We start from the raw sequence: 24,307 nt of genomic DNA, 5'->3' as shown, positions 1-24,307 counted from the left end.
CGGGGCCGATCCGTGACTGCCGACAGGACGTTTTGGGGCAGCGGCCGAGCAGGCTGGCAGCCATCATGGGAACATGGCCGAATCAGTCGCCGACCTGGCTCGCCCATCTCGTGAGGAGCCCGGACCGGCCAGCGCCCCACCCGCTCCCGGTCCACGGGCCTACGGTCCCTGGCTGGTCGCCAGCGGGGTGATCGTCACGCTCCTGGTCCTCTCCAACCGCTACGGCTACCACCGCGACGAGCTCTACTTCCTGATCGCCGGCCGGAACCTCGACTGGGGCTACGTCGACCAGGGCCCACTGGTGCCGGCCCTGGCCCGGCTCGTCGATGCCGTGGCGCCCGGCAACCTGGTGGCGCTGCGTACCCCGTCGGCGTTCATTGCCGGCGGGTGCGTTCTGCTCGTGGCCGCGCTCGCCCACGAGTTCGGAGCGGGACGGGGCGCGCAGACCTTCGCGGCGTTCCTCGCCGGCAGTTCCGGCCTGGTGCTGGCCAGCGGCCACCTGCTCAGCACCACCACCGTCGACATGCTCGTCTGGCTGGCCGCGGCGCTGTGCACGGCCCGGCTACTGCGCACCGGCGACACCCGCTGGGCACTCGGCATCGGGCTCGTGCTCGGCGCCGGCATGCTCAACAAGCTGCTGCCCGCGCTGCTGGGCGTCGGCCTGCTCGCGGGGGTGGCGATCGCCGGGCCCCGCCGGCTACTGCGCGACCGGTGGGTGCTCGCCGGCTTCGGCGTCGCCCTGCTGCTCGCCGCGCCCAGTCTGGTCTGGCAGGCCACGCACGGCTTCCCGCAGTTGTCCGTGGCCGCATCCATCTCCGGCGGCGACAGCTCCTACAGTGGGCGGCTCGACGCACTGGCCCTGCAGTTCGTCATCATCAGCCCCTACGCCGTGCCCATCTGGATCGCCGGCCTGGTGGCGCTGCTGCGACGCCCCCAGTGGCGGGCCTACCGGGCGCTGGCCTGGGCCTGGCTGGTGGTCGTCGCCGTGGTGCTGCTCGCCGGCGGCAAGGGCTACTACGACGCCCCACTGCTACTGGTGCTCACCGCCGCCGGCGCTATAGTCACCGCCGCCTGGGCCACCCGCCGCGCCAGCGTGCTGCGTCGGACGCTGCTGGTGGCCGGTGCGCTGCTGTTCGTCGCCCCGAACGGCGTGCTGCTGCTGCCCACCCTGCCCGCCGACCGCCTGCCCGGCTTCGTGGTCGACGTGAACTACGACGCGGGCGAGACGATCGGCTGGCCCGCGTTCGCCGACTCCCTCGCCGCCGTGCACCAGGCACTCCCCGCCGAGCAGCGACAGCGCGCGGTGATCCTCACCGCCAACTACGGCGAGGCCGGCGCCGTCGCCCGCTACGGTCCGGCGCGGGGCCTGCCACCGGCGTACTCCGGACACAACAGCATGGCCGACTTCGGCCGCCCTCCGGCCGACGCCGACGTGGTGATCGCCGTTGGCTGGAACCGTCCCGACCAGTTACAACAGTGGTTCACCACCGTCAACCTGGCCGGCCGTGTCGACCAGCGGGTCGAGGTCGACAACGACGAGAACGGTGGCCCGATCTGGCTCTGCGTCGGGCTGCGCCGGCCGTGGGCCGACGTCTGGCAGGCCGAGGTACGCCACGCCGGCTGATCGCCGGCAGTAGCTCGTCACGATCGACTCAACGGTCCAACGGGGTCGCGGGAGTTCATATGTCGGCGAGCAATCCCCCCAGGTCACATCCCCGGAGACCGTGAACCAACCCGGGCCACTGATCGGACCCACTCTATTCTTCCGCCTGGGTAAGGCCGAGGGCCGACAGCGCGTCGGCTACCGCCGTCCGGTGCCCGGCCCCCACTCTGGTGGGCAGTGTCGGCGCACCATCAGTGACAGCGACCGGGTGTGTCGTCAGCGGACGGTGCCGGAGTAGGCGACGGTCAGCTCACCTTCGCCCTGCCCCCGAGCGAGATCGAGGCGGGCGGTCGGAGAACGGACGGCCGGTTCGGGCAGAGCGCGGACCAACTGTGGCAGCCTCATCCGGCCCACGTTCGCCCCTAGCCGGGCAACGAGCCGCGCGCTGGCCTGTCCGCCAGAGCCAGCGCGATCGCCTCCAGTACCCGCCGGGCCAGCGTCACGCCGTCCGGGCGCTTCGCGTAGATCCTGAGCAGCACGTCGTTCGAGGCTCAGGGCAGGATATCGGGGATGGGCTCCCGGCTCGGGAATCGGAGGTCCCACCGCCTTCCAACCGACAGACAGCCGGTGGACCAGTGTGGTCAGAGGCACTCTGCGGGAACCCGGCGCCTTCGCCGCCCCGGACTCCGCCGTCGAACTACGCGGCTACCCCGCCCCCATCCACCCCGACGGGACGCCATCTGGCGCGCCAAGTGCCACCGGCTGCCGTTCTTCCTCGAGTACGACGAACTGCTCCGCAAACTCGCCGGCTACCACCGTCTGCTCGCATACGGCGGCCCGCGCTGGCCCGTCCTGATCTGGCTCCACTCCGCCCGACGCGCCCATCACCTCCACCAACGCCTCGGCGACGACAACCGGTACGTACCCGTGGCCACCGCCAGCCGGGACCACGCCGCGCAGACTGGTCTCGGTCCCGCCGGCGCGCTGTGGTGGCTCCACGGTCACGACGGGCTGCTCTCCCTCGCCGACGTCGCCCGCGCGCTCCCTCACTTGCAGCGTTAGGCGGCGACCGCAGGGAACACTACGAGCGATCCGTCGCTGCTTCGTTCGATCTCGATCGCAACGTCGGCTTGGTGGGATCCTATGTTGAGGCCGTCGCCCAGGGCGCGAAGGCGATATGCGGTTTTGAGTAGGTCGTCGACCTCGCCCGGCGTGAACATGATTTTTCGGATACCGCTGTAACGCTTCAACTCGAGAGTCGACAGTCGGAGTAGGACCGAGTTGATGCCTGATTCCAACTCGTCGACACGACGTTCGTCGTCGCGTAGCGTGCCGATGAAACTTTTGAACGGATTGTTCGTTTCCACCAGTTGCGCGTGTTCGACCGCTTGAAGCACGAGCACTCGGCGTTTGAGAGCAATGGCGAGTCGTGCGAGTTCCAGGTGTGCGCGGAACATGCCGCCTTCCTCGTTGATACCAGGGAAGGACTTCGTCAATGCGCCGACTTCAACCGGACCTTCGGGCAGCGCAGCTATTACACCTTGCCATTTCATAAGCCGACGCTTGGTTCGTTCGATCGCCCTGCTGATCGCGTACGACGAGGAATCCAGTCCTAGAGACAGGCCGATTCTGCCCTGGTCGAGGAGAAGCGACGTCGCCTTGTCGATCGCGTCACGACAACCGTCCAACTCGCTGCGTTCGTTCTCGAGGTTGTCTTCCTGTAACTGCTCCAGGAGGTCGGCGATCCGCTCGATCGCTTTCTGACGCTGCTGATCAGCGTAGGCGCTGACGCCGACCGCGACGGCCATCAGGACAAGTGGCGCGGCCACCGTCAACGCTCCGGCGCTGGCCGCGGCCACACCAGCTGTGGTGGCCGAGCCGGTTGCCGCACCCGCGACAGCGGCCTTGCCGGCAACGGGTACAAACGTGGAAGCAGCCGTTATGCGGCCAGTGGAGTTGACCAGCGCGCCGCGAATACCTCCTGCGGCTGCCTTCGAAGCCATGGGCCGGACAAGTCCTTTACCGACCTGCGCGGCGACCTTTGCCGGTACGACCATTCGGTAGAGCACGTCACCGGTAGCGGCGACGTTCGCCGTCGGAGGCGCCGACTTCGCTGTCTGAGTCACAAGGTGCGACAATTGCTGAGCGAGTGGACTGGCGGCATGAAGCGGAATTCCGCCGTTCCGATCGCGTTTGGCTGACACCGGGTGCGCTTCCAGGGTGGCGATGGGGGAATCCGCAAGTGTTGCCAGCACTGTTCGCAATTCTGCGAGTCGATCCGGTGTCATGCACTCATCGCCTAGCACGTCCGGCACGCTCACGGCCTCCGTAGCGAGTGTCCATACCGGCACCGCCGCGTTGTTATCAGTGGTCACGTCTTGTTCCTCCCCGAAACTGGCATCCACCATAGGCGGTGGCAGCGACGCCAACAACAACCTCAGGGGCTTACCGAAGGCCACCTGGTCTACGCGACCGACCACGAGCCGGAACGGGAGTACCGGCTCGTCGGCAGCGGCGTCCGCGTCATGGCGCACGGGCTGGATCTGGCGGGTCCGTTGAGCGAACTGCGTGGGCAGATCGAACGTCTCGCGGACCGGGTGGCCCGCGCCGCCGTGACGGCGCGGGCCAACTCGGCTCGGTAGCCGGCGCGGTGCGGCCGGAGGAACGCGACCACCGACCGGGTATCCGGCGGGAACGCGCGGTCGGGACCGAGCGCCACGGCCTGGTCGCGAGGTGCGGGCTCACATGCAGCGCCGAAGGGTCGCCGCGGAGGACTCTGCGATGATGGGTGAATGTCCACCGGCACCGCTCCTGCGGCCCAGCCGTTCGCGCACCTGCAGGCACAGAACGTCAGGCTGTACCGGGACGTGCTGAACGCCTTCGTTCGGGCAAAGCGTCGCTTCACCGTGCACCTGCGTCCCGAGGACGTACTGGCCGAGATCGGCACCGGGGCGTCGCTGGAGAGCGTCTCGGCGGCGCTGGCACAGCTCGCCGAATGGGGCAATCTGCGTGCCGACCCGGACACCGGACGGGTCACCACGGTGGAGGATTTCCATCGCGCCCGCTACCTCTATCAATTGAGCGCGCACGGACACGCCGCCGAGCAGGCGATCGCCACTTACGAGGAGGCGATCGGCCGGCGCGGCGCCCTGCAGTCGGTCGCGCTGTCCGACATCGCCGACCAGTTGCGCGCTCTGCTGGGGATCGCCGCCGAGGCTGCGGCCGGGTCCTCGCCCGACCCGGCGAAGACTCATCTGTTGATGATGAGCTTGGTCGACCGGTTCACCGGGCTGGCGGACAACGCGCAGGCGTTCATGGCGTCGCTGCGGCGGGCCGTCGACTTCGCCGACGCGGACGTGGCGGCCTTTCTCGCGTACAAGGAACAGCTGATCGCGTATATCGAGCGGTTCATCGCCGATCTCGCCAACCGGGGCGCGGAGATCGCCAACCTGGCCCACAAGATCGAGGCGACCGGGGTGCACCCACTGCTGGACACCGTGGCCCGTAGGGAGGCGGCTGACGCCGCGCCCGGCGACGACGCGGACGACCAGGTTGTACGGCAGGCACGGGCTGCCTGGCAGCAACGCTGGAACGGACTACGGGACTGGTTCGTCAGCGGCGACTCCAGCCGACAGTCCCAGGCGCGGCTGCTGCGCACCGCCGCGATCAACGCGATCCGACAGCTACTCGGCGCGGTCGCGGCGATCAACGAGCGCCGGGCCGGCCGGTCGGACCGGTCGGCCGACTTCCGCTGCCTGGCGCTGTGGTTCGCGCAGGCCCCCGACGACGAGTCCGCGCACCGGTTGTGGCACACCGCGTTCGGCCTCTCCCCGGTTCGTCACCTGACCGTCACGGCGGAAACCCTGGCCGCGGTCGAGCAACGGCCGGTGCCGGCGGCGACACCGTGGGCGCAGGCGCCCCGGCTGGAGATCAGTCCCCGACTACGCAAGACCGGGTCGTACGAGCGGCGGGGTTCGCCGGCCCGGGTCCTGGACCGGTCCGAGCAGCGACGGCTGCTCGCCGAACGCGCCGAGCGGGAGACAGCGCAAACGGCACGGGCCCGGTCGTCGTTGGTCACCTCCGGCCCCGTCATGCTCTCCCGCCTCGGTGAACTGGACACCGCCGAGTTCCGGCTCTTCCTCCAGTTGCTGGGGGACGCGCTGGCCGCCCGGCGACCGGACGTGTCGGAGGTGACCACCACCACCTCCGACGGCACCCTGTGGATACGCCTCGTCCGCGTCGACGGGGCACCCCCCGTGCGGATCGTCACCGCCGACGGGGTACTCACCGGCCCGGAGCATCTCGTCGAGATCATCGACCTCGCCCCGGTCGAGGTGGCCGGATGAGGGCCCGAGAGTCTGCCGAGGGCGACTTGGGCCGGTCGCAGCGGGCCGCCCGGCTGCTGCTGTCCCGCCCGCTGCTGGTCGCCGGGCTGACTCCGGACGAGGAGTTCCGGCTGGTCCGGACGTACACGTCGGAGTTGCGGGAGTGGTTCGACCGGGAGACGGGTTGGCGGCTGACCGCCGACGCGCAGACGATCCGGCTGATGAAGCTGACCGCGGACCCGTACGACCACACGCATCCGGCCCGTGATCCGAAGGCCAGGACCCCATTTTCCCGGCAACGGTACGTGCTGGCCTGCCTCGCCCTGGCCGCGCTGGAACGCGCCGACGGGCAGATCACCCTGGGCCGGCTGGCGGAGGACGTGGTCCTGGCCGCCGCTGACCCGACGCTGGCCGCCACCGGTTTCACGTTCACCCTGGACCGGCGGGAGCGCCGGGCCGACATGGTGGCCGTGGTGCGGTTGCTGCTGCACTGGGGGGTGCTGCGTCGAGTGGCCGGCGACGAGGAGGCCTACCTCGGCACGAGCGGGGACGTGCTCTACGACGTGAACCGGCGGGTGATCGCCGGGCTGCTGGCCAGCACCCGCGGCCCGTCGATGGTCGGTGCCCCGGCGCCCGCCGACCGGCTGGCGGCACTGACCGTCGAGGTCGTACCGGACGTGGAGGACGCCCGCAACCGGACGCTACGGCACCGGCTCACCCGGCTGCTGCTCGAACAGCCGGTGGTGTACTACGACGAACTGACCGAGGCCGAGTTCGCCTACCTGACCAGTCAGCGGTTCGCCATCCTGAACCGGATCACCCAGTTGACCGGGCTGGTCGGCGAGGTACGGGCCGAGGGCGTCGCGATGGTCGACCCGGCCGACGAGCTTACGGATGTCCGGATGCCGGCCGAGGGAATGCAGAGCCACCTGACGCTGCTGCTGGCGGAGCGGATCTCAGCGGCCGGCGGGGGTGGGCTACGGGTAAGCGAGCTGCACCGGCACACCCGCGAGTTGGCGCGCCAGCACCGGTCGTACTGGCGCAAGCACGCCACCGATCCTGGGGCGGAGGTGGAACTGGTCGCCACGGCACTGGACGCACTGCGCGCGCTCAAGCTGGTCTGCGTCGAACCGGCCGACGACCCGCTGGTCGTCGCCCGTCCGGCGATCGCGCGCTATGCCTTGGCGGAGCCGACCCTCCGGGAAACCAGGGCCTCCGCCCGCTGACCGACGCGTACCACCGACACGATCCACCGACCAGAGGAAGCAACCGTCACCGTGACCGCCGCTGCCGCCGCCCCCGCATCGATGTCGACATCCGGCTGGGAACTCCCGGTGCCGGACCGGGAACGGTGGCAGCCGCTGCGGGCAGGGTTGGTCGACATCTTCTACTACGACCGGGAGGAGTTCCACTTCCACGGCGGCAGCCTGCTGCTGCGGGGCAACAACGGTACGGGCAAGTCGAAGGTCCTCGCGTTGACGGTGCCGTTCCTGCTGGACGGCGAACTCGCGCCGTACCGGGTGGAGCCCGATGGGGATCCGCACAAGCGGATGGAGTGGAACCTGTTGCTCGGCGGGCGGCACCCGCATCCGGAGCGGACCGGCTACACCTGGCTGGAGTTCGGTCGCCGGGATGTCGACGGCACCCCCCGCTTTCTGACCGTGGGCTGCGGCCTGAAGGCGGTGGCCGGGCGCGGAATCGCCCGGCACTGGTACTTCGTCACCGGTCAACGGGTCGGCGCGGACCTCCAGCTGCTGACCGCCACCGGCACGGCGTTGACGAGGGACCGGCTGCGCGACGCGATCGGTCCGGCGGGGATGGTCTACGAACGGGCCGTCGACTACCGACGGGCAGTCGACGAGGCGCTGTTCGGCCTGGGCAACCGGTACGACGCGCTGGTGTCCCTGCTGATCAGGCTGCGGCAGCCGCAGTTGTCGAAGCGCCCGGACGAGAAGAGCCTGTCCCGGGCGCTCAGCGACGCGCTGCCGCCGCTGGACGAGAACCTGATCACCCAGGTGGCGGAGGCGTTCCGCGGTCTCGACGACGAGCGGGAGACCCTGACCGAACTACGGGAGACGAAGAAGGCCGGCGACAACTTCCTCACCCGCTACCGGCAGTACGCGCGCATCGCGACGAGACGCAAGGCCGCAATGCTGCGGCAGCAGCACAGCCGGTACGAGCAGCTGGGCCGCGATCTCGGCGAGGCGCAGCGGGCATACGAGCAGGCCGACGAGCGGGTACGGCAGGCCGAAGCCCGACTGGTGGAGCTGGACGCACGGATGACCGAGCTGACCGCGCGCCGACGGGCGCTGACGGAGAGCCCCGAGGCGCGGACCGCCGAGCACCTGCGCCGGCTGCGAGAGGCGGCAGGTCAGCGGGCCACGTTCGCCGACCGTCAGGCGGAACGCCTGCGCGACATCGAGGCGGACGTGACACGTACCCGGCGTACCGTCGAGCAGTTGGCCGAGGAGTTGGGTGCGGCCGAAGTAGCCGAGGACGCGGCGCGTACGAGGGTGGCGCAGAGCGCGACGACGGCGCGGATCGCCGACCGGCACCGCGACCGGGTGCTCGCCGCCCTGGGGGACGAACCGGGCGGCTCTCCCGGCGGGCTGGACGAGGCGCGCCGCGCCGCCGACGAGCTGATCGCAGCGCGGCGGGCCGCGCTGCGTACCCTCGACCGGCTCCGGGCCGCCGCCGACGCGGCGCGGAGCCGGGCCGACCGGGCCCGGGGTGAGGTCGACCGGCTGGACGCCGAGGTGGCTGCGGCCGACGAGGCGATCACCGACGCCGAGGCCGTGGCGGTCGAACAGGGTCAGGCGCTGGTCCGGCGGACCGGGGAGTATCTGACCGGACTGGTCGAGCTGCCGGTCGCGGACCCGGAGGCGGTGCTGACCGGGCTCGAATCCTGGGTGACCACCCTGGACGGGGACAATCCGGCCAGCCGGGAGGTCACCGTGGCCGTTCGGTCGGCTGCCGAGGCGATCGCCCGGGCCGACGCGGCCGTGGAGGCCGAGCAGCGCCAGGTGGCAGAACGGACCGGGGAGATCGACGCCGAGCTGCGCCGGCTGACCGAGGGGGCGCACCAGCCGCCGCCGACACCGCACACCCGCTCCCCGCAGGCACGCTTCGGCCGGCCGGGCGCTCCGCTGTGGCGGGTCGTCGACTTCGCCTCCGACGTGCCACCCGTCGCGCGCGCCGGCATCGAGGCGGCGCTGGAGGCGGCCGGGGTGCTCGACGCGTGGGTCGACCCGGACGGCACGGTGCGGGATACGGCCAGCGGAGACGCGGTGCTGCGGCCCACCGCCGAGGTGGGCACGAACCTCGGGACACTGTTGCGGCCGGCCATCGACGTGGCCGACCCGCACGCCGCCGCGCTGACCGAGCGGACCGTGACCGCCGTACTCGCCGCCATCGGCCTCGGCGCGGACTCCGGGGCGGACACCTGGGTCAGCACCGACGGCGGCTTCGGCATCGGCGTCGTCACCGGGCGGTGGACGAAAGCGGACGCGGAGCACATCGGCGAAGGCGCCCGGGAGGCGGCCCGCCGGGCACGGGTCGCCGCGCTGCGCCAGGAGGCTGACGAACTGGCCGTGGTGGCAGCAGACCTCGCCGAGCAGCGCTCCACACTGGACGAGCGCCGGCGACGGGTCGGCCGGGAGGCGGAAGGTCTTCCGACAGATCAGCCGCTGCGCGAGGCGCACACCCTGGTGCGCGGCGCCCACCAGATGCGCCGGGACACGATCGGCAAGCGCGACGAGGCGACGGCGAGCCTCCGTGAGGCGGTCGGTGCCGCCCAGACGGCGCTGGACGAGGCAACCGAGTTCGCCGCTGACGTGGGCCTGCCGTACGACGTCGACGAGTTGGCCGCGGCCCGGGACGGTCTCCAGGACTACCAGGTGACGCTCGCCGCCTGGTGGCCCACCCTGACCGGGGTACGCGGCGCGGCGCGGCGCCGCGACGAGGCGTGGCGGGCGTACGAGGAACGGCTGGACCGGCTCGAACCGGCCGCGATCGAGGCGGCCGAGGCGGCCGAGCAGGCCCGGCTGGCCCGGACGGAGTTCGAGACGCTCGACGCGACCGCCGGAGCGTCCGTCGCCGAGTTGGAACGCGAAATCCGCGAGGTGGCCGGCGCCGAGAAGACGTGCCAGCGGGAGCGCCACGAGACCCAGCAGCGAGAACGCGACGCCCGGGACGCCCGGGGCGACGCCAACGGGCGACGTACCCGGCTGACCGAGGAACTCGACGAGGCAACCCGGTCGCGGGACGCCGCCGTCGAGGTGCTGCGGGCCTTCGCCGGCACCGGCCTGATCGGACTGGCCTGCCCGGACCAGGAGGTCCCGGATCCGCGACAGCCGTGGGCGACGACGCCGGCCGTGCTCGTGGCCAGGGGTGTCGATCGACTGCTCGCCGACGTCGACGATGCCGACCGCTCCTGGGAACGCGTCCAACAGCAGGTGAGCCTGGACATGAAGGTCCTCACCGACAGCCTGTCCCGGCACGGCCACCAGGTGCTGCCCGCCGTCCGCGAGGACACCATGATCGTGGAGGTGATCTTCCAGGGCCACAACCGCTCCGTCGCGGAACTGTCCGCCGCGTTGGTCACCGAGATCGAGGAACGACAGCGGGTGCTCTCCGCCCACGAGCGGGAGGTGCTGGAGACCCACCTCGTCAACGAGGTCGCCGGGGCACTCCAGGAACTCGTCGCCGGAGCGGAACAACAGGTGGCGACGATGAACGGCGAACTGGAGGAGCGGCCCACCTCCACCGGCATGCGGCTGCGGCTGTTGTGGCGGCCCACCCGGGACGCCCCGCCGGGCCTCGCCGAGCTGCGCGCCCGGCAGCTGCGGCAGAGCACCGACGTGTGGAACGACGAGGACCGGAGGGCGATCGGCGCCTTCCTGCAGGAGCAGATCGGGCGGGAACGGTTGCGCGACGAGGCGGCCACCTGGCACGAACAGCTCACCCGGGCGCTCGACTACCGCGCCTGGCACGAGTTCGCGATCCAGCGCCACCAGGACGGGCAGTGGCGTCCGGCCACCGGTCCCGCCTCCGGCGGTGAACGGGTGCTGGCCGCCAGCATCCCGCTGTTCGCCGCCGCCTCCTCGTACTACGGTTCGGCGGGCAACCCGTACGCGCCGCGCCTGATCGCCCTCGATGAAGCGTTCGCCGGGGTGGACGACGACTCTCGGGCCAAGTGTCTCGGGCTGCTCGCCACCTTCGACCTGGACGTGGTGATGACCAGCGAGCGGGAGTGGGGCTGTTATCCGCAGGTGCCGGGTCTCGGCATCGCGCAGTTGGCCCGGCACGACGGCATCGACGCCGTGCTGGTCACCCCGTGGCGGTGGGACGGGCGGGAACGGCACCGGCTGCGCCGCGTCGACGTTCCGCTGCCGCACCAGCGGACGTCACACCCCGACGGCGCACCGGACGACACCGCCGGGCCGGGCGCCTCGGCGCAACCCGACCTGTGGGCCACCGAGTGACCGAACCGGACGTCGAGCGGTTGCGCCGCCAGCTCGGCGGGGCCGACACCGAACGGCTTGTCCAGCGGCTACGGCAGCGGATGGCCCGGGGTCAGCCGCTGACCGGCACGCTCTCGCTCAGCCAGCCGACGCCGGCCGAACGGTTGGCGGTGCAACGGCTGCTGGGGCGGCGGCCCGGGCGCGGCACCTCCGTGACGATCAGCCTCGACGACCTCGACCAGGTGGTCCGTCGCAGCGGCATGCACCCGGACGGGCTGGCCGCCGCCGTCGAACGGCTCACCGGGCCGGTGCCGGTGAGCGCGGAGATCCGCGCCGCCGAGGCGGCCGCCTGGCGTACCGCGGCGGCGCCGCTGGAGCGGCTCGGCCGGTACCGGACGGAACTGGCCGACTGGTGCGCCGATCGCGGGACGGGCACGCTGCTGCGCCGGCTGTCCGGTACGCCGGCCGTGGCGGGCCGGCTCGCCGAAGATCTCGTCGAAGTCCTGGCTTCGTTGCCCGCCGACGGGGTTCCCCTGGCCCGGCTCGCCGTACGGGCGACGGGCGACGCCCACGCCCTCGACTCCGACCGCCCGCTGGCCACCCTCGTGCTGTCGGCCGTACGAGCCGTCTGGTGGCCCGGCGACGACGAGCCGACCTCCCCGGCCGAGCGGCGGCGGGCGCTGTGGGACAGCGCCGGCGTGCTCGTCGACGAGCTGTCGTCGACGGTCCTGGTGCTCAACGTGACGGCGATCCCTGGCAGCCGGTTGCACGCCTTCACCGCGCCGGCCGCCATGACCGGCGAACCGCTCGTGCTGACCCTGCGTCAACTCGGCCGCGAGCGACCGAGCTTTCCGGCTGGCGACGTCCACGTCTGCGAGAACCCCACGGTGCTGGCCGCCGCGGCCGACCGGCTCGGTCCGGCGTGCCCACCGTTGGTCTGCGTCAACGGGCAGCCGAGCACGGCGGCGCTGCGGCTGTTGGCCGCGCTCGCGGCCGGCGGCGCACAGCTGTCCTACCACGGCGACTTCGACTGGGGCGGCCTGCGGATCGCCAACCTGTTGCGGTCGCGTGTCCCGTGGCAGCCCTGGCGGTACGACGCCGCGGCGTACCGGGTTGCGGTCGCGGACGCCACGCCGGGGACGCTGACGGGCCAGCCGGTCGAGGCCGGCTGGGACGCCGATCTGACCCGGCTCATGCGCGGGCACGGTGCGCGCGTCGAGGAGGAACTGGTCCTCGACGCGCTCCTCGCCGACCTGGCCGGCTCGAGGTGACGTCGAGGACACCGAGCGCACGCGACACGCATCGACGAACCCGTGGCGACATCGGATCCAGGCGGGGCTCAGCTGTCAGCTCAGTGGTCGCCTCCGTCAATTCGTCGGGGGTCGCGTCCAGTGATGCCGTCGGCGAGTTGGCCGTCGGGGTAGGCGAACACGCGGCGCCACCGTACCCATAAGAACCAACTCCCCTGGTCACCATTGACGGGGTCGGAACGCCGACAGGAGGCCAGCCGCAGCAGCCAGAACCGCGAACCCGCCCCCGAACCCAAACACGAGAACGACTCTGATCTGGTTTGAAATCCCAGGTCATAGCCTTGATTGTTGGTGCGCCGCCAGGGACCCGAACCCGCGGATTAAGAGCGCAGTCATGATCGACTCAACGGGTCCAACCGGGTCGCGGGAGTCCATTTGTTCGCGGCCAATCCCCCGGTTCTTCGAGACGGTGTCCCGCCCGGTCCACACGAGTACGACCCCGTCCAAGGCGTCCGAGCACCCGAGGAGCACCCACCCTGCCCTCCTCGCGCGGTCGGATGGTCCGGGGAAGTACACGCGAAACCAGCGCCCGGATTCCGTGTCGCCGTCTGTCCAGACACGCGATGGTCATTCGTCGTCGGGGCCGACCCAGAACAGACCGCGCTCGGTCAGGTCGGGGGCATACTCCAGCACGATGTACCAGCCAGTGCGGTCGTCGGGCGGCCGGACGCCGAGTGACGTGGCGTAGGCGGTCAGTTCGTGTGTGTCTAGGTCGTGCACCCGATCGTTGAGGGCGGCCAGGGTTACGGGCTCGGCCTGCACCCGGCGGTCGTCAGCAAGGTCAGGTTCCAGGTTGCACCGCGAGCCCATAGAACCAGCCGAGGTGCTCGATCAGCGCCTCACGGGCCTTAGCATCGACGAGGACGTCCAGCGGGAACCCGGGGCGTAGGGCGAGCTTGGCGGCGGCGATCTGCACGCCTGGTAGCTCGTTCAACCGCTGGCGGAACTCCTCCCGAAGCGCAATGTCGTCGAACGGCGTCCTGATACTCATGTACTGGAACACGATCTCGAACTTCCCGCTCGGGTAGATCGCCGCGGGCCAGATGTTGCCGAGCTCGTGGTCCTTGCCCCGAGCCATGAGAAAGCACGACGTCTCGCCGCCCGAGCCATAGAGCAGACGGCCGCCCATCTCGGTCCAGGCTTCTATGACGGCCAGCGTGCCGACCACGACCTGCGCATCCTGCAGGTCTGTCAACTGCTCGACGAACCGGTCATCGAGCAGATCGTTACGACGGGACCGCGGGCGGAGAAGCTGCCCGGACGCATCCTGCTGTGGCATGCCGGCAAGCTGGGCCAGTTCCTCGGCGCCGAAGCGGTGAGCCTGGCCGGCCCGCCCGTACTTGTCGAACTCCACCCCCTCCGCGCGTAGCAGATCGCGGGGGTCCTCGGTGCGCGCCGGATCGAGCCAGCGGAAGCCGGGCGACACGGTGCCCTCGGCCTGAAGCACCCGGTGAGCGTTCGGCGCCGGATGGCTGGCCAGCCTGGCGCCGACCGGCACAGGATGGCTGCCGATCAGCGCGGCCACGTCGCCGTACGCGGTCCAGGAGCCGGCGGGCAGTGCGGCGAGCGCCTTGTTCATGACGTCCCAGGGCACCTCGGACCGGTTGCCCGCCTCCTCCGTGGGGCCGGGCCAGTAGGCGATGATTCGCTCGGCGAGGGCATCCCCGCGGGCGTAGATCTCCGGGCGTCCCCAGCGCTTCTGCGCGGCGATCTCTTGGTTGAGCGAGATTCCGCTCTTGCCCAGTTGGGCCCGCTTGACCAGGAAGGAACTGTTGCTCAGCTCGGCGTTGTAGCCGGTGAGGGTCAGGTTGCCCAGCGTGTGGACCAGGGCCTCGTGTACCTCGGCGAAACTCTCCTCGCCCTGCAGATCCTCGCTCAGGATCTGCCGCCACTCCGTGGTGGGACTCTGCGGCATGACGTGTTCGATGGTCAGCGTGTCCGACGCCACCGGTTCCTTGCTGCCGAACGATTCTTCCAGCCATTGGAGCACCAACTTCCGCTGGGTGGCGCGTCCGTTCAGGTAGAACGGGATGGACCGCACCGCCTCCCGAACGCTGGCGTCGCTGGCATAGTGTTTCCGGCCAACTGACAGGTATGCCCGTGCCGCCTCGTCGACCGGAAGATCCGCAGGCATGTCGGTCACAATCCGCAACAAGATCCGGTTGATGTTCGCGGTGGCCCGGCCGATCAGCAAGCGCCGGACGAAGAAGCTCTCCACGTACCGCATCGCCGCGGCGACCTGCTCGGAGGTGGCCGTCCCCTGCTCCCGGCGATCGAGCAGGTGCAGCAGTAGCGGGTATGCGGTGGTCGTGTCCCAGGCGTTGAGTCTGGCAAGCCGCCGCCGTACCTCGGGATCGCCTTCCTCCTCTGGATGCAGGATGACCCGCAGGAGGGCGCCCAGTCGGCAGAACCGACGCACCTCGGCCTCGATCTCCGCCTCGGTGTGCAACCCGTTGAGTCGTGCCTGCTGGCCGGTGTAGGTGTCGGTCTGTTTGACCTCAGGGTTGCGGTGTACCAGGTCGAGCCAGAACAACTGCTCAAGCTCCCCGGAGTCCAACTGCTGCTGCAGCGGGAACCACAGGGAGCTGTAGACGGCCTCGCCGCGGTTCGGCAGCCGCATGAAGAGATAGTTGCGCAGCAGGTCGGCCTGGGTGAGCTTGAGGCCGGTGTTGTTCAGCGACTCGAAGATTCGGTAGACGTTGTCGCCGGCCTGGGCGACAACCGAAACCAGAGCCATCCCCGAGATCACTGCGGCCTCAATGCGCTCCATGTCGAGCGGGTCGTCCGGGTCGTCAACGGCGGCGAGTTGCGCCATGAAGAACCGGTACGCCGCACCGACCCGGTCGGTCCCGCCCGCCTGTGGGGTCGCGTCCAAGCACGCTTCGTACGCGGGCCGGTCGGCCTGAGTGGGGACGATTTTCAACCGGTGGGCGGGCTTGTACTTGTTGATCAGGTATTCCTGGTTGATGCGGTCCCGATGGTCGGGGTCCTCGTGCTGGGCCCGATGGTCGCGGATTGCGCAAAGCAGGATAGAAAGGGTGGTGAGCCGCTGCTGACCGTCCACCACCAGGTATTCGGAGACCCCCGCTGGTCCATTCGTGGGGCTGGGCGCCAGCACCAGTGAGCCGATGAAGTGCGTGAGCCTCGGATCCTCTACCCGCTCCTCGGCCAGCTTGCGGATGTCCTCCCACAGGCGGTCAAGCTGGGCGTCCGTCCATGAGTATGTCCGCTGGTAAAGCGGCACCCGATACTGCTTCGCGCCCTCCAGCAGCTCCCGCAGCGTCGTCTCGTGTGCCGCGACCATGCAATTGGCTCCTCAACCACTGTGGCCTATCCCTGAACCAGAGAGACAACCAGAGCGTCGGTCGGCGGAGCAACCAGCAGCCACAGCAAGTAGTTGTCGAGAACCCGACAGTAGCCCATAACCTCTTGGATCCAACTGCGGTCAATATCCAGACTGATGTATGGGACGCTCAGACGGTACGCCGAACGGAAGCCGGAGCCGCCGCACTTCGACCAGGTCAGATTCATCTGAGGGCCTCCCCGATGCGTTGCAATCCCTCGTGGCGCGCATCGCCGATCGCCGCACCCCGCGCAGCGAGGCGACCCTCCAGGCCGACATCCGACACCTTCTGCTGGCCGGCGACTTCGGGCTCGACGCCTCCGTACTCGACGTCGAACTCGAAACTCCGGCCGGTCGTGGCCGGCGCATCGACATCGAGGTCGGCTTCACCGTCATCGAGGTCAAGAAGCGGCTCCAGCCCGGCCGAGCCCTCCAGGAGGCCGAGCACCAACTGACGGGCTATGTCAGGTCGCGGAGCCAGGACACCGGACAGACGTACGTCGGCATCCTCACCGACGGCGCCACCTGGCGTGCCTACCAACTGCGGGCCGGCTTCCTGGCCCTGGTCGACAGCCACACCGTGACTGCCGCCCGGCCCGACGGACTGGCGCTGTTCTACTGGCTGGAGGGCGTCCTGGCGACGAGCCAGCGCGTCCGACCCACCCCCGCCGAGATCGCCCGGCGGCTCGGGGCAGCGAGCACGTCACACAAGCTGGACCGCGCCGCGCTTGCCGCGCTGTACGACGAGCACGCGCAGTCGCCGACCGTTAGGTTGAAGCGGCAGTTGTGGGCGGAACTGCTGGGCAGTGCGCTGGGTACGCAGTTCGTCGACGACCCTGACCTGTTCGTGGAGCACACGCTGCTCATGAACAGCGCGCACATCATCGCGCATCTGGTCGTCGGTATCGACGTCATGGAGTTGCAGCCGCAGGATCTGATCACCGGGCAGCGGTTCGACCAGGCCGGCATTCTGGGCGTGGTCGAGCACGACTTCTTCGGCTGGACCACGGAGGTGGCCGGCGGCCGGGAGTTCATCCACGGGCTCGCTCGCCGGCTGGCGCGGTTCGAGTGGGCGAGGGCCGACCACGACATCCTCAAGGTGTTGTACGAGTCGATGATCGGCTCGGAAACACGCAAACGGATGGGCGAGTACTACACACCGGACTGGCTCGCCGAGCAAATCGTCGACACCGCCGTCACCGCCCCGCTGCGGCAACGGGTGCTGGACCCCGCATGCGGCTCCGGCACCTTCCTCTTCCACGCCGTACGCCGATACCTCACTGCGGCCGAAACGGCGGGCATTCCGCTCGACGCCACACTGACCATGCTCACCCATCAGGTGATCGGCGTCGACCTGCACCCCGTCGCCGTGGCACTCGCCCGGGTGACCTACCTGCTCGCCATCGGGCACCGGCGCCTGACCGACCAGCGGGGAACCATCACCGTCCCGGTGTACCTCGGCGACAGCATGCAGTGGCGGGAGCGCCGGGATCTTTTCACGGAGGACCACATCCGGATCAGCGCCGGCCACAATGCGAGCCAGGTCGAGGATTGGCTCCGCTTCCCGAAGGACTTGCTCAACGAGCCGAGCCGGTTCGACCAGATCGTCGCACGGCTTGCCAGCATTGCAGCGAAACCACGGGATGCGGACAGTCCACCGTCGCTGGCGGGGTTCTTCCATCGGATGAAGATCGAGCCGGCCGATCAGCCGATGATCCTCGGCACCTTCGAGGCGATGTGCCGGCTCCACGACGAGGGGCGTGACCACATCTGGAGCTACTACCTGCGTAACCTGGCCCGTCCGGTCTGGCTGGCCAAGGACGAGAACCGGGTGGATGTCCTGATCGGCAACCCGCCGTGGCTCTCCTATCGCCACATGCCCAGCGACATGCAGGCCAGCTTCAAGCGGCTCTCCAACGACCGCGGGCTGTGGCACGGCCGGCAGTTCGCGACGCACCAGGACCTGTCCGCCCTCTTCGTCGCACGATCGGTCCAGCAGTACCTCACCGACGGCGGGACGTTCGCCTTCGTCCTTCCCAACCCCGTGCTCGACCGCGACTATTACGAGGGCTTCCGCAGCGGGTGGTACAAGGACGAGGTCGAGCCGGCTGCCGTCGCCTTCACCGATTCCTGGGATCTGCGCCGGCTACGCCCTCACCCATTTCCGCGAGGCGCCTGCGTCGTTTTCGGCGGCCGCGCCACCTTGAGCACCTACCGCCGGCTGCCTTCGGTGACCGAGCGGTGGACCGGACGCCTTCCGGCCGATGCCAGGACGTGGAAGCAGGTCGAGCCTTTCATCCACCGCGAGCGCGTCGACCTGGCGCACGGGAGGGCGTCGCTTGCCGAGTCGCCGTACAAACCGCACGTGAAGAACGGCGCGACGATCTTCCCCAAACTCCTGTTTTTCGTCGAAACAGGGACCGGAGGACCGCTGGGCCTCAGCACAGGCCGCCGCGCCGTGCGCTCGGCGCGCAGCAACTATGAAAATCCGCCCTGGAGGGATCTGCCCAACTTGGAGGGCGTCGTGGAGGCGGAGTTCATCCGGCCGGTGCTGCTCGGCGAGAGTCTGCTGCCATACCGGATCTTGCCGCCAAAACAAGCGGTACTGCCGCTCGACGGCTCCGTTCTGCTGACCGGCACCGATCCTCGGCTCGACCACCATCCCGGCCTCGCCGACTGGTGGCAGCAGGCGGAAGCCGTCTGGAAGGCACACCGTCGCAATGGCCGGCTCAGCCTGGCCGAGCAGCTCGACTTCCGGCGCAAACTCACGGCCCAGTTCCCCGCGCCACCGCTCCGGCTGGCCTACGCCGCTTCCGGCATGCACGTCGCCGCCGCCATCGTCAACGACCCAGCCGCACTCATCGAACACGGCCTCTACTACTGCACCATTCACACCCAAGCCGAAGGCCACTACCTCAGCGCAATCCTCAACAGCCCCGCTCTCACCGCACTCGCTCGTCCGTTGATGTCCTACGGAAAGGACGAGCGGCACATCGACAAGCACCTGTGGAATCTGCCAATCCCGCTGTACGACGGTGGGAACGCGGTACACCAGCGACTCGCGGATCTCGGCCGTAAGCAGTGCCAAGCTGTTGCCGGGCTCGCCTTCGACGAAGGCATAAACTTCGTGACGATGCGCCGCCAGATCCGAGCTGAACTCGCTCGGCACCCAGCGGCCACAGAGATCGAGGCCATTGTCACGGAGCTGCTCGGATAACGGCCCCGGACCTCGTCTGCCGGCACTTCCCGGCCGTGGCACTGCGGCCCTGATCAGCACAGCCTGGCCGGAAACAGCCTTTGTCCCTTCAGGTGAGAGCCGCAACAGCGATGGTTCCGGCGAATCCCGATCATGGTCGACGGAGAGTCGTTGTGCGGGTATATATGGGTTCGATGACATCCGGTGCACTTGGATCGTTCTGCCCTGGGTTACCGCACCGGGACCATGCGTCATCTATCCGGGCATCGCGACCGTCATTCGTCGTCGGGGCCGACCCAGAACAGACCGCGCTCGGTCAGATCTGGGGCGTACTCCAGCACTATGTACCAGCCGGGGCGGTCGTCGGGTGGCCGAACGCCAAGTGACGTGGCGTAGGCGGTCAGTTCGTGTGTGTCGAGGTCATGCACCCGCTCGTTGAGTGCGGCCAGGGTTGCGGAGTCGGCCTGCACCTGGCGGTCGTCAGCGTCGATCATCGGTCAGCCCTTCCCCGGTCCCTTTGAAGTCCCACAACCGCACAGACCCGTTGGCGTATACCTGGTAGACGGTCACCCGGTAACCTACCGGCAGCGTCGCCTTGAGGTTCTCGGTGCAGCCGTCCTCCCCTTGGCAAGGTCGCATGTTCATGTAGAGGACTGCCGAGCGCACGCCGTGCCGGCGCATGTACGCGGTCGCGTTCGACTCCACGTGGTGAACGAACCGCATCGATCGGCGCGGCTCGGCAAGATCTTCGGCCGCGCCGGTGTCGCCGGGCCCGACGACCGGCGTCAACGGTCGCCCGTCCACGTCGTACAACCGCCCCGCGGCCACATCTCGCCCAACGTACCGACGGATCTCTTCGATCGCGGACCGGGTCGGTGGTATCCGAGCCGGTGCTGTCACGGGTGGCGGAACGGCACTCTGCCCGCCACCCGGAGTCAGTTTCCCGAGCTACCGGTCCTTCTCGCCTCGCCAATCGCCGCCAAGACCTGCTCCCTGGCAGCGTTAACGTGCTGACCAACCACGGCCAGGATCTGAACAATCGCATCCAGCCTGGCCAGCAGAGGCCCAGGATCGCCACCTTGCAGGACCGCCGCAGTAATCTGCTTGGTCTGGTCGACCTGCCCGATACAACCACCGACCCCGTCATGGATACCGTTGAGCTTCTCTATCACTGGGGCGAGCATCGCGACGGTTTCCTGCGGGGTCGACTGCCGCGGAACGGCAGCCAAGACCGTTGTGGCCTCACCCGCCAACACAGCCAGGCCACCGACCCCGGCCCGGATCTGGCCAAGCACCTCACGAACCCCGACCATGTTCTGCGCGATTCTCACAAAGCCTGTCGCCACCGCCTGCGAGGCAACCTGTCGCGCATCATGATCAACGGAGGCGGCCATCTCCTCTGCACGGCCAATGCCAGCGGCGATGGTTCGTAAACCGGCTTGGATGGTATCGACCAGGGACACATGCACCTCCCGCTCCACCAGACTCATAATCCTCGACACAGGCAGCTCTGACCTACCGCCCCTCGCGAAACAGGCCAAGGCCATCAAGCTCTGGACACCGGACCTCCACGGTCACCCAGGGACGAGAGGTCCAATTGAGACGGACAGCTTGGTAGACCGCCCAGACGGCCATACACGAGCCACCAGCCGGTCGGCCGAGTCAAGCCACCCATTTCCTCTCACCTCTACCCCTAGGGATGATGGGAGCCTCGGCCGCGATCCCTGATGATACTGACGTGTCTGACTGGAAGTCGATTCGGGAGAATAAAACCGCAAGAGCCACTGAGGGGCGGTGGACGGCGCCTCCCAATTGGCCCACAACTCCGCCCGAGTGGGCTCCACCCAGAACTTGGCAACCAGAGCCGGAGTGGGGACCGGCGCCCGCAAGCTGGGCGTTCTGGCGTTGCCCCGACAGCGCTGCGGACATAAATCTCCCAGCTCGCTATCGAATGCCAGAGATAGACGAGAAAATTCGACCCCACATTCTCAGCGGATCAACTCCGGCACGCTCATTCGTCACATTCCTTGGAAGCATCTCAAACGTTGTTACGGACGCGTTTGAAGTCTCCACAGGCATCGACTCCCAGACGGAGGCATTGCGACAACGAATGCTGGGATCTATCACTTTGGCCACGGATGTGCTGGAGAAGGCCATCAAAGAACGCACTCCAGCCCCCTTCGTGTTCTTCGCATGCATTCAGGACACCGTCGCCAACGCGACCATGTTCGAGGAAGCCCTTGAAAGCAACCTGGAACGAGACACCCCACACGCCTCCGCAGACGCGCGCCCGACGGTCCGCGACTGGAAGGATGCCGAGACTCTTGCGGTCTGGCATATGCGGAGGCTCGGATTCGCGGATGCCACAGCCAGCCCGAACGGCAACGATCGCGGAGTCGACGTGGTCTCTGCCGACGCAATGGCGCAAGTAAAACACTACGCAAGCGGCACAATAGGTGCGCCAGTAGTTCAGCAGGCCAGGGGCGCCGCACATGGCAAGCAATGGGCTCTGTTCTACGCCTTGAGTGACTACACTGTCGCCGCTCGCGAATTTGCAGAGCAGGCCTCGGTCGCCCTCTTCCAATACGACGTTGACGGGAATGTCACAGCAATCAGCAGTGCGGCTCACGCGCTTGCCACATCGGCAACAGACCCAGAATCGACGGCAGATCTGGCGGTCAAGACGCAAGAACTCACCGCCAAATCGCAGGCCTTATTCGATGACGTCTTCGCGAAGGTGATGACGATCATGCGTCAGACAGTTGCTCAGAGTAGCCAGCCAGGGCGCCGAGGAAAGGAGGCGCTTGATGCGCTCGACGAACTGCATGAGGTCAGAGAGATAGTCGACAGGATCGGACAGAACCTCGACCTCAGGGAATTCCTGGCTCTCGTGGAAGAACTAAATGCGTGCGGCCGTCGAGCAGCCGCCATCATTGGCGCCAAATACTAAACCGACGCTCCGGAGGTCATCAGGCTCAAGGATCCACAGGTACTCCAGAATCGCCTCAGTATTCGTAACGCTTGAGGTTGCACTTGCGGATCTAACCGTCAGAATTGCCTGATCGTTGACGTCGAGCTACATGTTCACCTACGCCGGGGCTGCGGTGAGGTTTCCACGTTTCATTGTGACATCAGTTCGTCTGGCCTGTCGGTAGGTGCCGGCCGATGTAGCCGACGTAGACCCGGCCACTCTGAGCAGTATCGTCGTGGTAGTGCATCCGAGGGCTGACCATTGAGGATCTGGCGATCTTGAAGTGCGGCCCCATGAAGATCCTTCCAGATGGGTCGACCGAGGCAGGCACGGGCAGTATGCGCACTTTCCGGTATGCCGGGTTGCTTCGCACCTCCTCGCTTTCGTCGCGCGCATGCCGCCTGACCGGCCACTCGTGGCAACCATCCGGCGTGTGCTGCAGGAAACCGTGGACGTCCCGATCACAACGCCCCTCAGCCTTCGCCACTGCGTAGTCCTGGAGCACCAGCAGCGCGTCCCAGGTCTTTGAGGCCCACGCTCCGAGCGTGTCGATAGTGTCAAGATCCGCGGCATGGTCCGCATCGCCGGTGAACTCGACATTCGACAGCCTCGACATCCATCTGAGCAGTTCACCGAAGCTGTCCGGGCGGGACACGTCTTCATCGGTTGGCTGTGCCGTCCAAGCCACATCCGCCTGCCCGTTTGAGGCCAGCTGACGGCGCAGTGTCCGCACAGTTTCTTCAGCGTGTGTCAGTTGGTCGACCGCCTCGCGATTCTCCAGTTGCTCGTCCTCCAGACGGCGAATCATGTCCCGATAGGCCGTCTGCGCCTCGTCAAGATCGGTTTGAAGTTGCGCCAGTCGGGACGCGACGTCACCCTGCGTCTCCTGGGATGCTCTGCCAACTTCAGCCCAATTCGCGATCTCGTCGATCCTGTCGACAGTCAACTTGTCGAGGCCGAACTTGATCTTCAGATAGTCGAGCAGCAGGCTCTGCGGCGCATCGACGACCTCTTGACGAAGTGCGCCTCGCTGCCCTTCGACGGCCGCCGCCAGCCGTGGAGGTGGCACCACCGCGCTCGGTGCAAGGCTCCGATCGCCGAGGCGATTCACCAACAGGTCGTCGGCCATACGTTCCAGCAGACGATGCACTCTTGTCACGGCTGGTGGCAGAGGCTGTTCGAGCGCCTGCGCCTGGGCGTTGGACGCGAGCATCCGGGCTAGCCGAGGATGTTCCCCCTCATCAAGGATTCGCTCGGTGGTCAACACCCGGTGGCGCAGCCCGTCAACGGCCGAGTCCGGCTGGACCTGCGAACGATAGGTGCGTAGCCGGCCCGGCTGCACAGCGTGGGCTGGACCGATACGGTCGTTCAGTAACCGCGTCGCTTCACCATCGAGGACGTAGCATGACGCCACGCCCTTCGTGAAGCGGGTCAGCTCTGCGATCAGGTTGGCCCACGGCCCCAACGGCAGCGCGTCGTCACTTCCCGCCACGAACACGATCCCGCGCCGATTCGTGTCCAGCAGTACCTGGTAGACCTCGTCCGCTTCGTCGCCGCGAATGATGACTGGCCGCGTCGTCAAGCGGGCCGCGCCGTCCCATGCGTCCACAACATCGAGAATCGGTGCAAGGAAGCGGGGTGTACCTGCGCGGCGGGAACGGCCAGGGCTGGTCCCGTCCGGGTCGGGAGATTCGACGTCCACCCATGCCCACGCCGCACGGTCCTTTGCGGATGGCGCATGTGTGGTCAGTTGCGTGATCCACCGACCCTCTGACTTATTCTCGACGATTCGTACCCGAACTGACTCCGAACCATCTCGGCCTTCGTGATGTAGCAATAGGGCCCGCACATCATCGCCGATGGTCGTCCACCGATCTACCTGTAGAGCTGTCGGATCCCAGCCCTTGGGGTTCGCGATCCACCGGACGAGTTGCTCCCGCACCAACGGCAGCAAATTATCTCGTTCACGGTCGGCCGTGAACAATGATCGGAATCCGAGCATCATGCCTCCGAGAGGGTTTTCAGCCGAGTGGGCTTAGCGGAGTGCCTGCACCCTACTAGCCATGGCGGCCGGATGGTGCCCACCGGCTCCGCTAC

16 protein-coding genes are annotated in these 24,307 nt (G+C 68.3%); 8 read left to right on the top strand and 8 right to left on the bottom strand.

Annotation, left to right across the window (positions count from 1 at the left end; translation table 11 throughout):
* Window positions 1–73 precede the first annotated feature (73 nt).
* On the top strand, window positions 74–1,624 hold the full coding sequence (locus tag QCD66_RS05980) for an ArnT family glycosyltransferase (protein ID WP_375733041.1): 1,551 nt from the start codon (window positions 74–76) through the stop codon (window positions 1,622–1,624).
* A 255-nt stretch (window positions 1,625–1,879) separates the two neighbouring features.
* Here QCD66_RS05980 and QCD66_RS05975 read toward each other — a convergent pair whose 3' ends face one another.
* Both QCD66_RS05975 and QCD66_RS05970 read right to left on the bottom strand, forming a co-directional pair.
* Window positions 1,880–2,008, bottom strand: coding sequence for a hypothetical protein (locus QCD66_RS05975; RefSeq protein WP_375733042.1), 129 nt, complete (start codon window positions 2,006–2,008; stop codon window positions 1,880–1,882).
* Between the two features lie 653 nt (window positions 2,009–2,661).
* Window positions 2,662–3,978 carry a hypothetical protein gene (locus tag QCD66_RS05970; protein ID WP_375733043.1) on the bottom strand — a complete coding sequence of 439 codons (1,317 nt, stop codon included), beginning with the start codon at window positions 3,976–3,978 and terminating at the stop codon, window positions 2,662–2,664.
* Between the two features lie 3 nt (window positions 3,979–3,981).
* Here QCD66_RS05970 and QCD66_RS05965 point away from each other — a divergent pair, with 3 nt between their 5' ends.
* From QCD66_RS05965 to QCD66_RS05945, 5 genes are all read left to right on the top strand, one after another.
* Window positions 3,982–4,245, top strand: coding sequence for a hypothetical protein (locus tag QCD66_RS05965; protein ID WP_375733044.1), 264 nt, complete (start codon window positions 3,982–3,984; stop codon window positions 4,243–4,245).
* Between the two features lie 150 nt (window positions 4,246–4,395).
* Window positions 4,396–5,949: a TIGR02677 family protein gene (locus QCD66_RS05960; protein WP_375733045.1), complete on the top strand. Its 1,554-nt coding sequence runs from the start codon at window positions 4,396–4,398 to the stop codon at window positions 5,947–5,949.
* Window positions 5,946–7,154 carry a TIGR02678 family protein gene (locus tag QCD66_RS05955; RefSeq protein WP_375733046.1) on the top strand — a complete coding sequence of 403 codons (1,209 nt, stop codon included), beginning with the start codon at window positions 5,946–5,948 and terminating at the stop codon, window positions 7,152–7,154. The genes QCD66_RS05960 and QCD66_RS05955 overlap by 4 nt, the downstream gene beginning before the upstream one ends.
* A 51-nt stretch (window positions 7,155–7,205) precedes the next feature.
* Complete coding sequence (locus QCD66_RS05950) at window positions 7,206–11,411, top strand: TIGR02680 family protein (protein WP_375733047.1); 4,206 nt, start codon at window positions 7,206–7,208, stop codon at window positions 11,409–11,411.
* Window positions 11,408–12,661, top strand: coding sequence for a TIGR02679 family protein (locus QCD66_RS05945; RefSeq protein ID WP_375733048.1), 1,254 nt, complete (start codon window positions 11,408–11,410; stop codon window positions 12,659–12,661). The genes QCD66_RS05950 and QCD66_RS05945 overlap by 4 nt, the downstream gene beginning before the upstream one ends.
* 606 nt (window positions 12,662–13,267) lie before the next feature.
* Here the strand turns inward: QCD66_RS05945 and QCD66_RS05940 are convergent.
* Window positions 13,268–13,462 (bottom strand): hypothetical protein, encoded by a 195-nt coding sequence (locus QCD66_RS05940; protein WP_375733049.1) that lies wholly within the window; start codon window positions 13,460–13,462, stop codon window positions 13,268–13,270.
* Window positions 13,463–13,481: 19 nt separating this feature from the next.
* Window positions 13,482–16,004: a DUF262 domain-containing protein gene (locus tag QCD66_RS05935; protein ID WP_375733050.1), complete on the bottom strand. Its 2,523-nt coding sequence runs from the start codon at window positions 16,002–16,004 to the stop codon at window positions 13,482–13,484.
* A 259-nt stretch (window positions 16,005–16,263) separates the two neighbouring features.
* Between QCD66_RS05935 and QCD66_RS05930 the strand changes: the two genes are divergently transcribed.
* Entirely contained in the window at window positions 16,264–19,260 is a 2,997-nt protein-coding gene (locus QCD66_RS05930; RefSeq protein ID WP_375733051.1) for an N-6 DNA methylase, read from the top strand.
* A 254-nt stretch (window positions 19,261–19,514) separates the two neighbouring features.
* On the opposite strand, the gene QCD66_RS05925 is transcribed toward QCD66_RS05930, so the two are convergent.
* The 3 genes from QCD66_RS05925 to QCD66_RS05915 all read right to left on the bottom strand — a co-directional run bounded on the left by QCD66_RS05925 (window position 19,515) and on the right by QCD66_RS05915 (window position 20,720).
* Window positions 19,515–19,733 (bottom strand): hypothetical protein, encoded by a 219-nt coding sequence (locus QCD66_RS05925; protein WP_375733052.1) that lies wholly within the window; start codon window positions 19,731–19,733, stop codon window positions 19,515–19,517.
* Entirely contained in the window at window positions 19,720–20,067 is a 348-nt protein-coding gene (locus QCD66_RS05920; protein ID WP_357528960.1) for a DddA-like double-stranded DNA deaminase toxin, read from the bottom strand. Before QCD66_RS05920 ends, QCD66_RS05925 begins: the two co-directional genes overlap by 14 nt.
* A gap of 107 nt (window positions 20,068–20,174) precedes the next feature.
* Window positions 20,175–20,720 carry a DUF6244 family protein gene (locus QCD66_RS05915; protein WP_375733054.1) on the bottom strand — a complete coding sequence of 182 codons (546 nt, stop codon included), beginning with the start codon at window positions 20,718–20,720 and terminating at the stop codon, window positions 20,175–20,177.
* Between the two features lie 659 nt (window positions 20,721–21,379).
* Here QCD66_RS05915 and QCD66_RS05910 point away from each other — a divergent pair.
* Window positions 21,380–22,189, top strand: a complete 810-nt coding sequence (locus QCD66_RS05910; protein ID WP_375733055.1) for a restriction endonuclease — start codon at window positions 21,380–21,382, stop codon at window positions 22,187–22,189.
* Window positions 22,190–22,370: 181 nt separating this feature from the next.
* Here the strand turns inward: QCD66_RS05910 and QCD66_RS05905 are convergent, their stop codons facing one another.
* Window positions 22,371–24,215 carry a hypothetical protein gene (locus QCD66_RS05905; protein ID WP_375733056.1) on the bottom strand — a complete coding sequence of 615 codons (1,845 nt, stop codon included), beginning with the start codon at window positions 24,213–24,215 and terminating at the stop codon, window positions 22,371–22,373.
* Between the last annotated feature and the right edge of the window lie 92 nt (window positions 24,216–24,307).

This window comes from Polymorphospora sp. A560 (assembly GCF_045781765.1).
In the GTDB taxonomy this organism is placed as follows: Bacteria; Actinomycetota; Actinomycetes; order Mycobacteriales; family Micromonosporaceae; genus Polymorphospora; species Polymorphospora lycopeni.
Note: the sequence above shows the minus strand (reverse complement) of the source record. Positions and strands in the feature narration are given on the sequence as shown.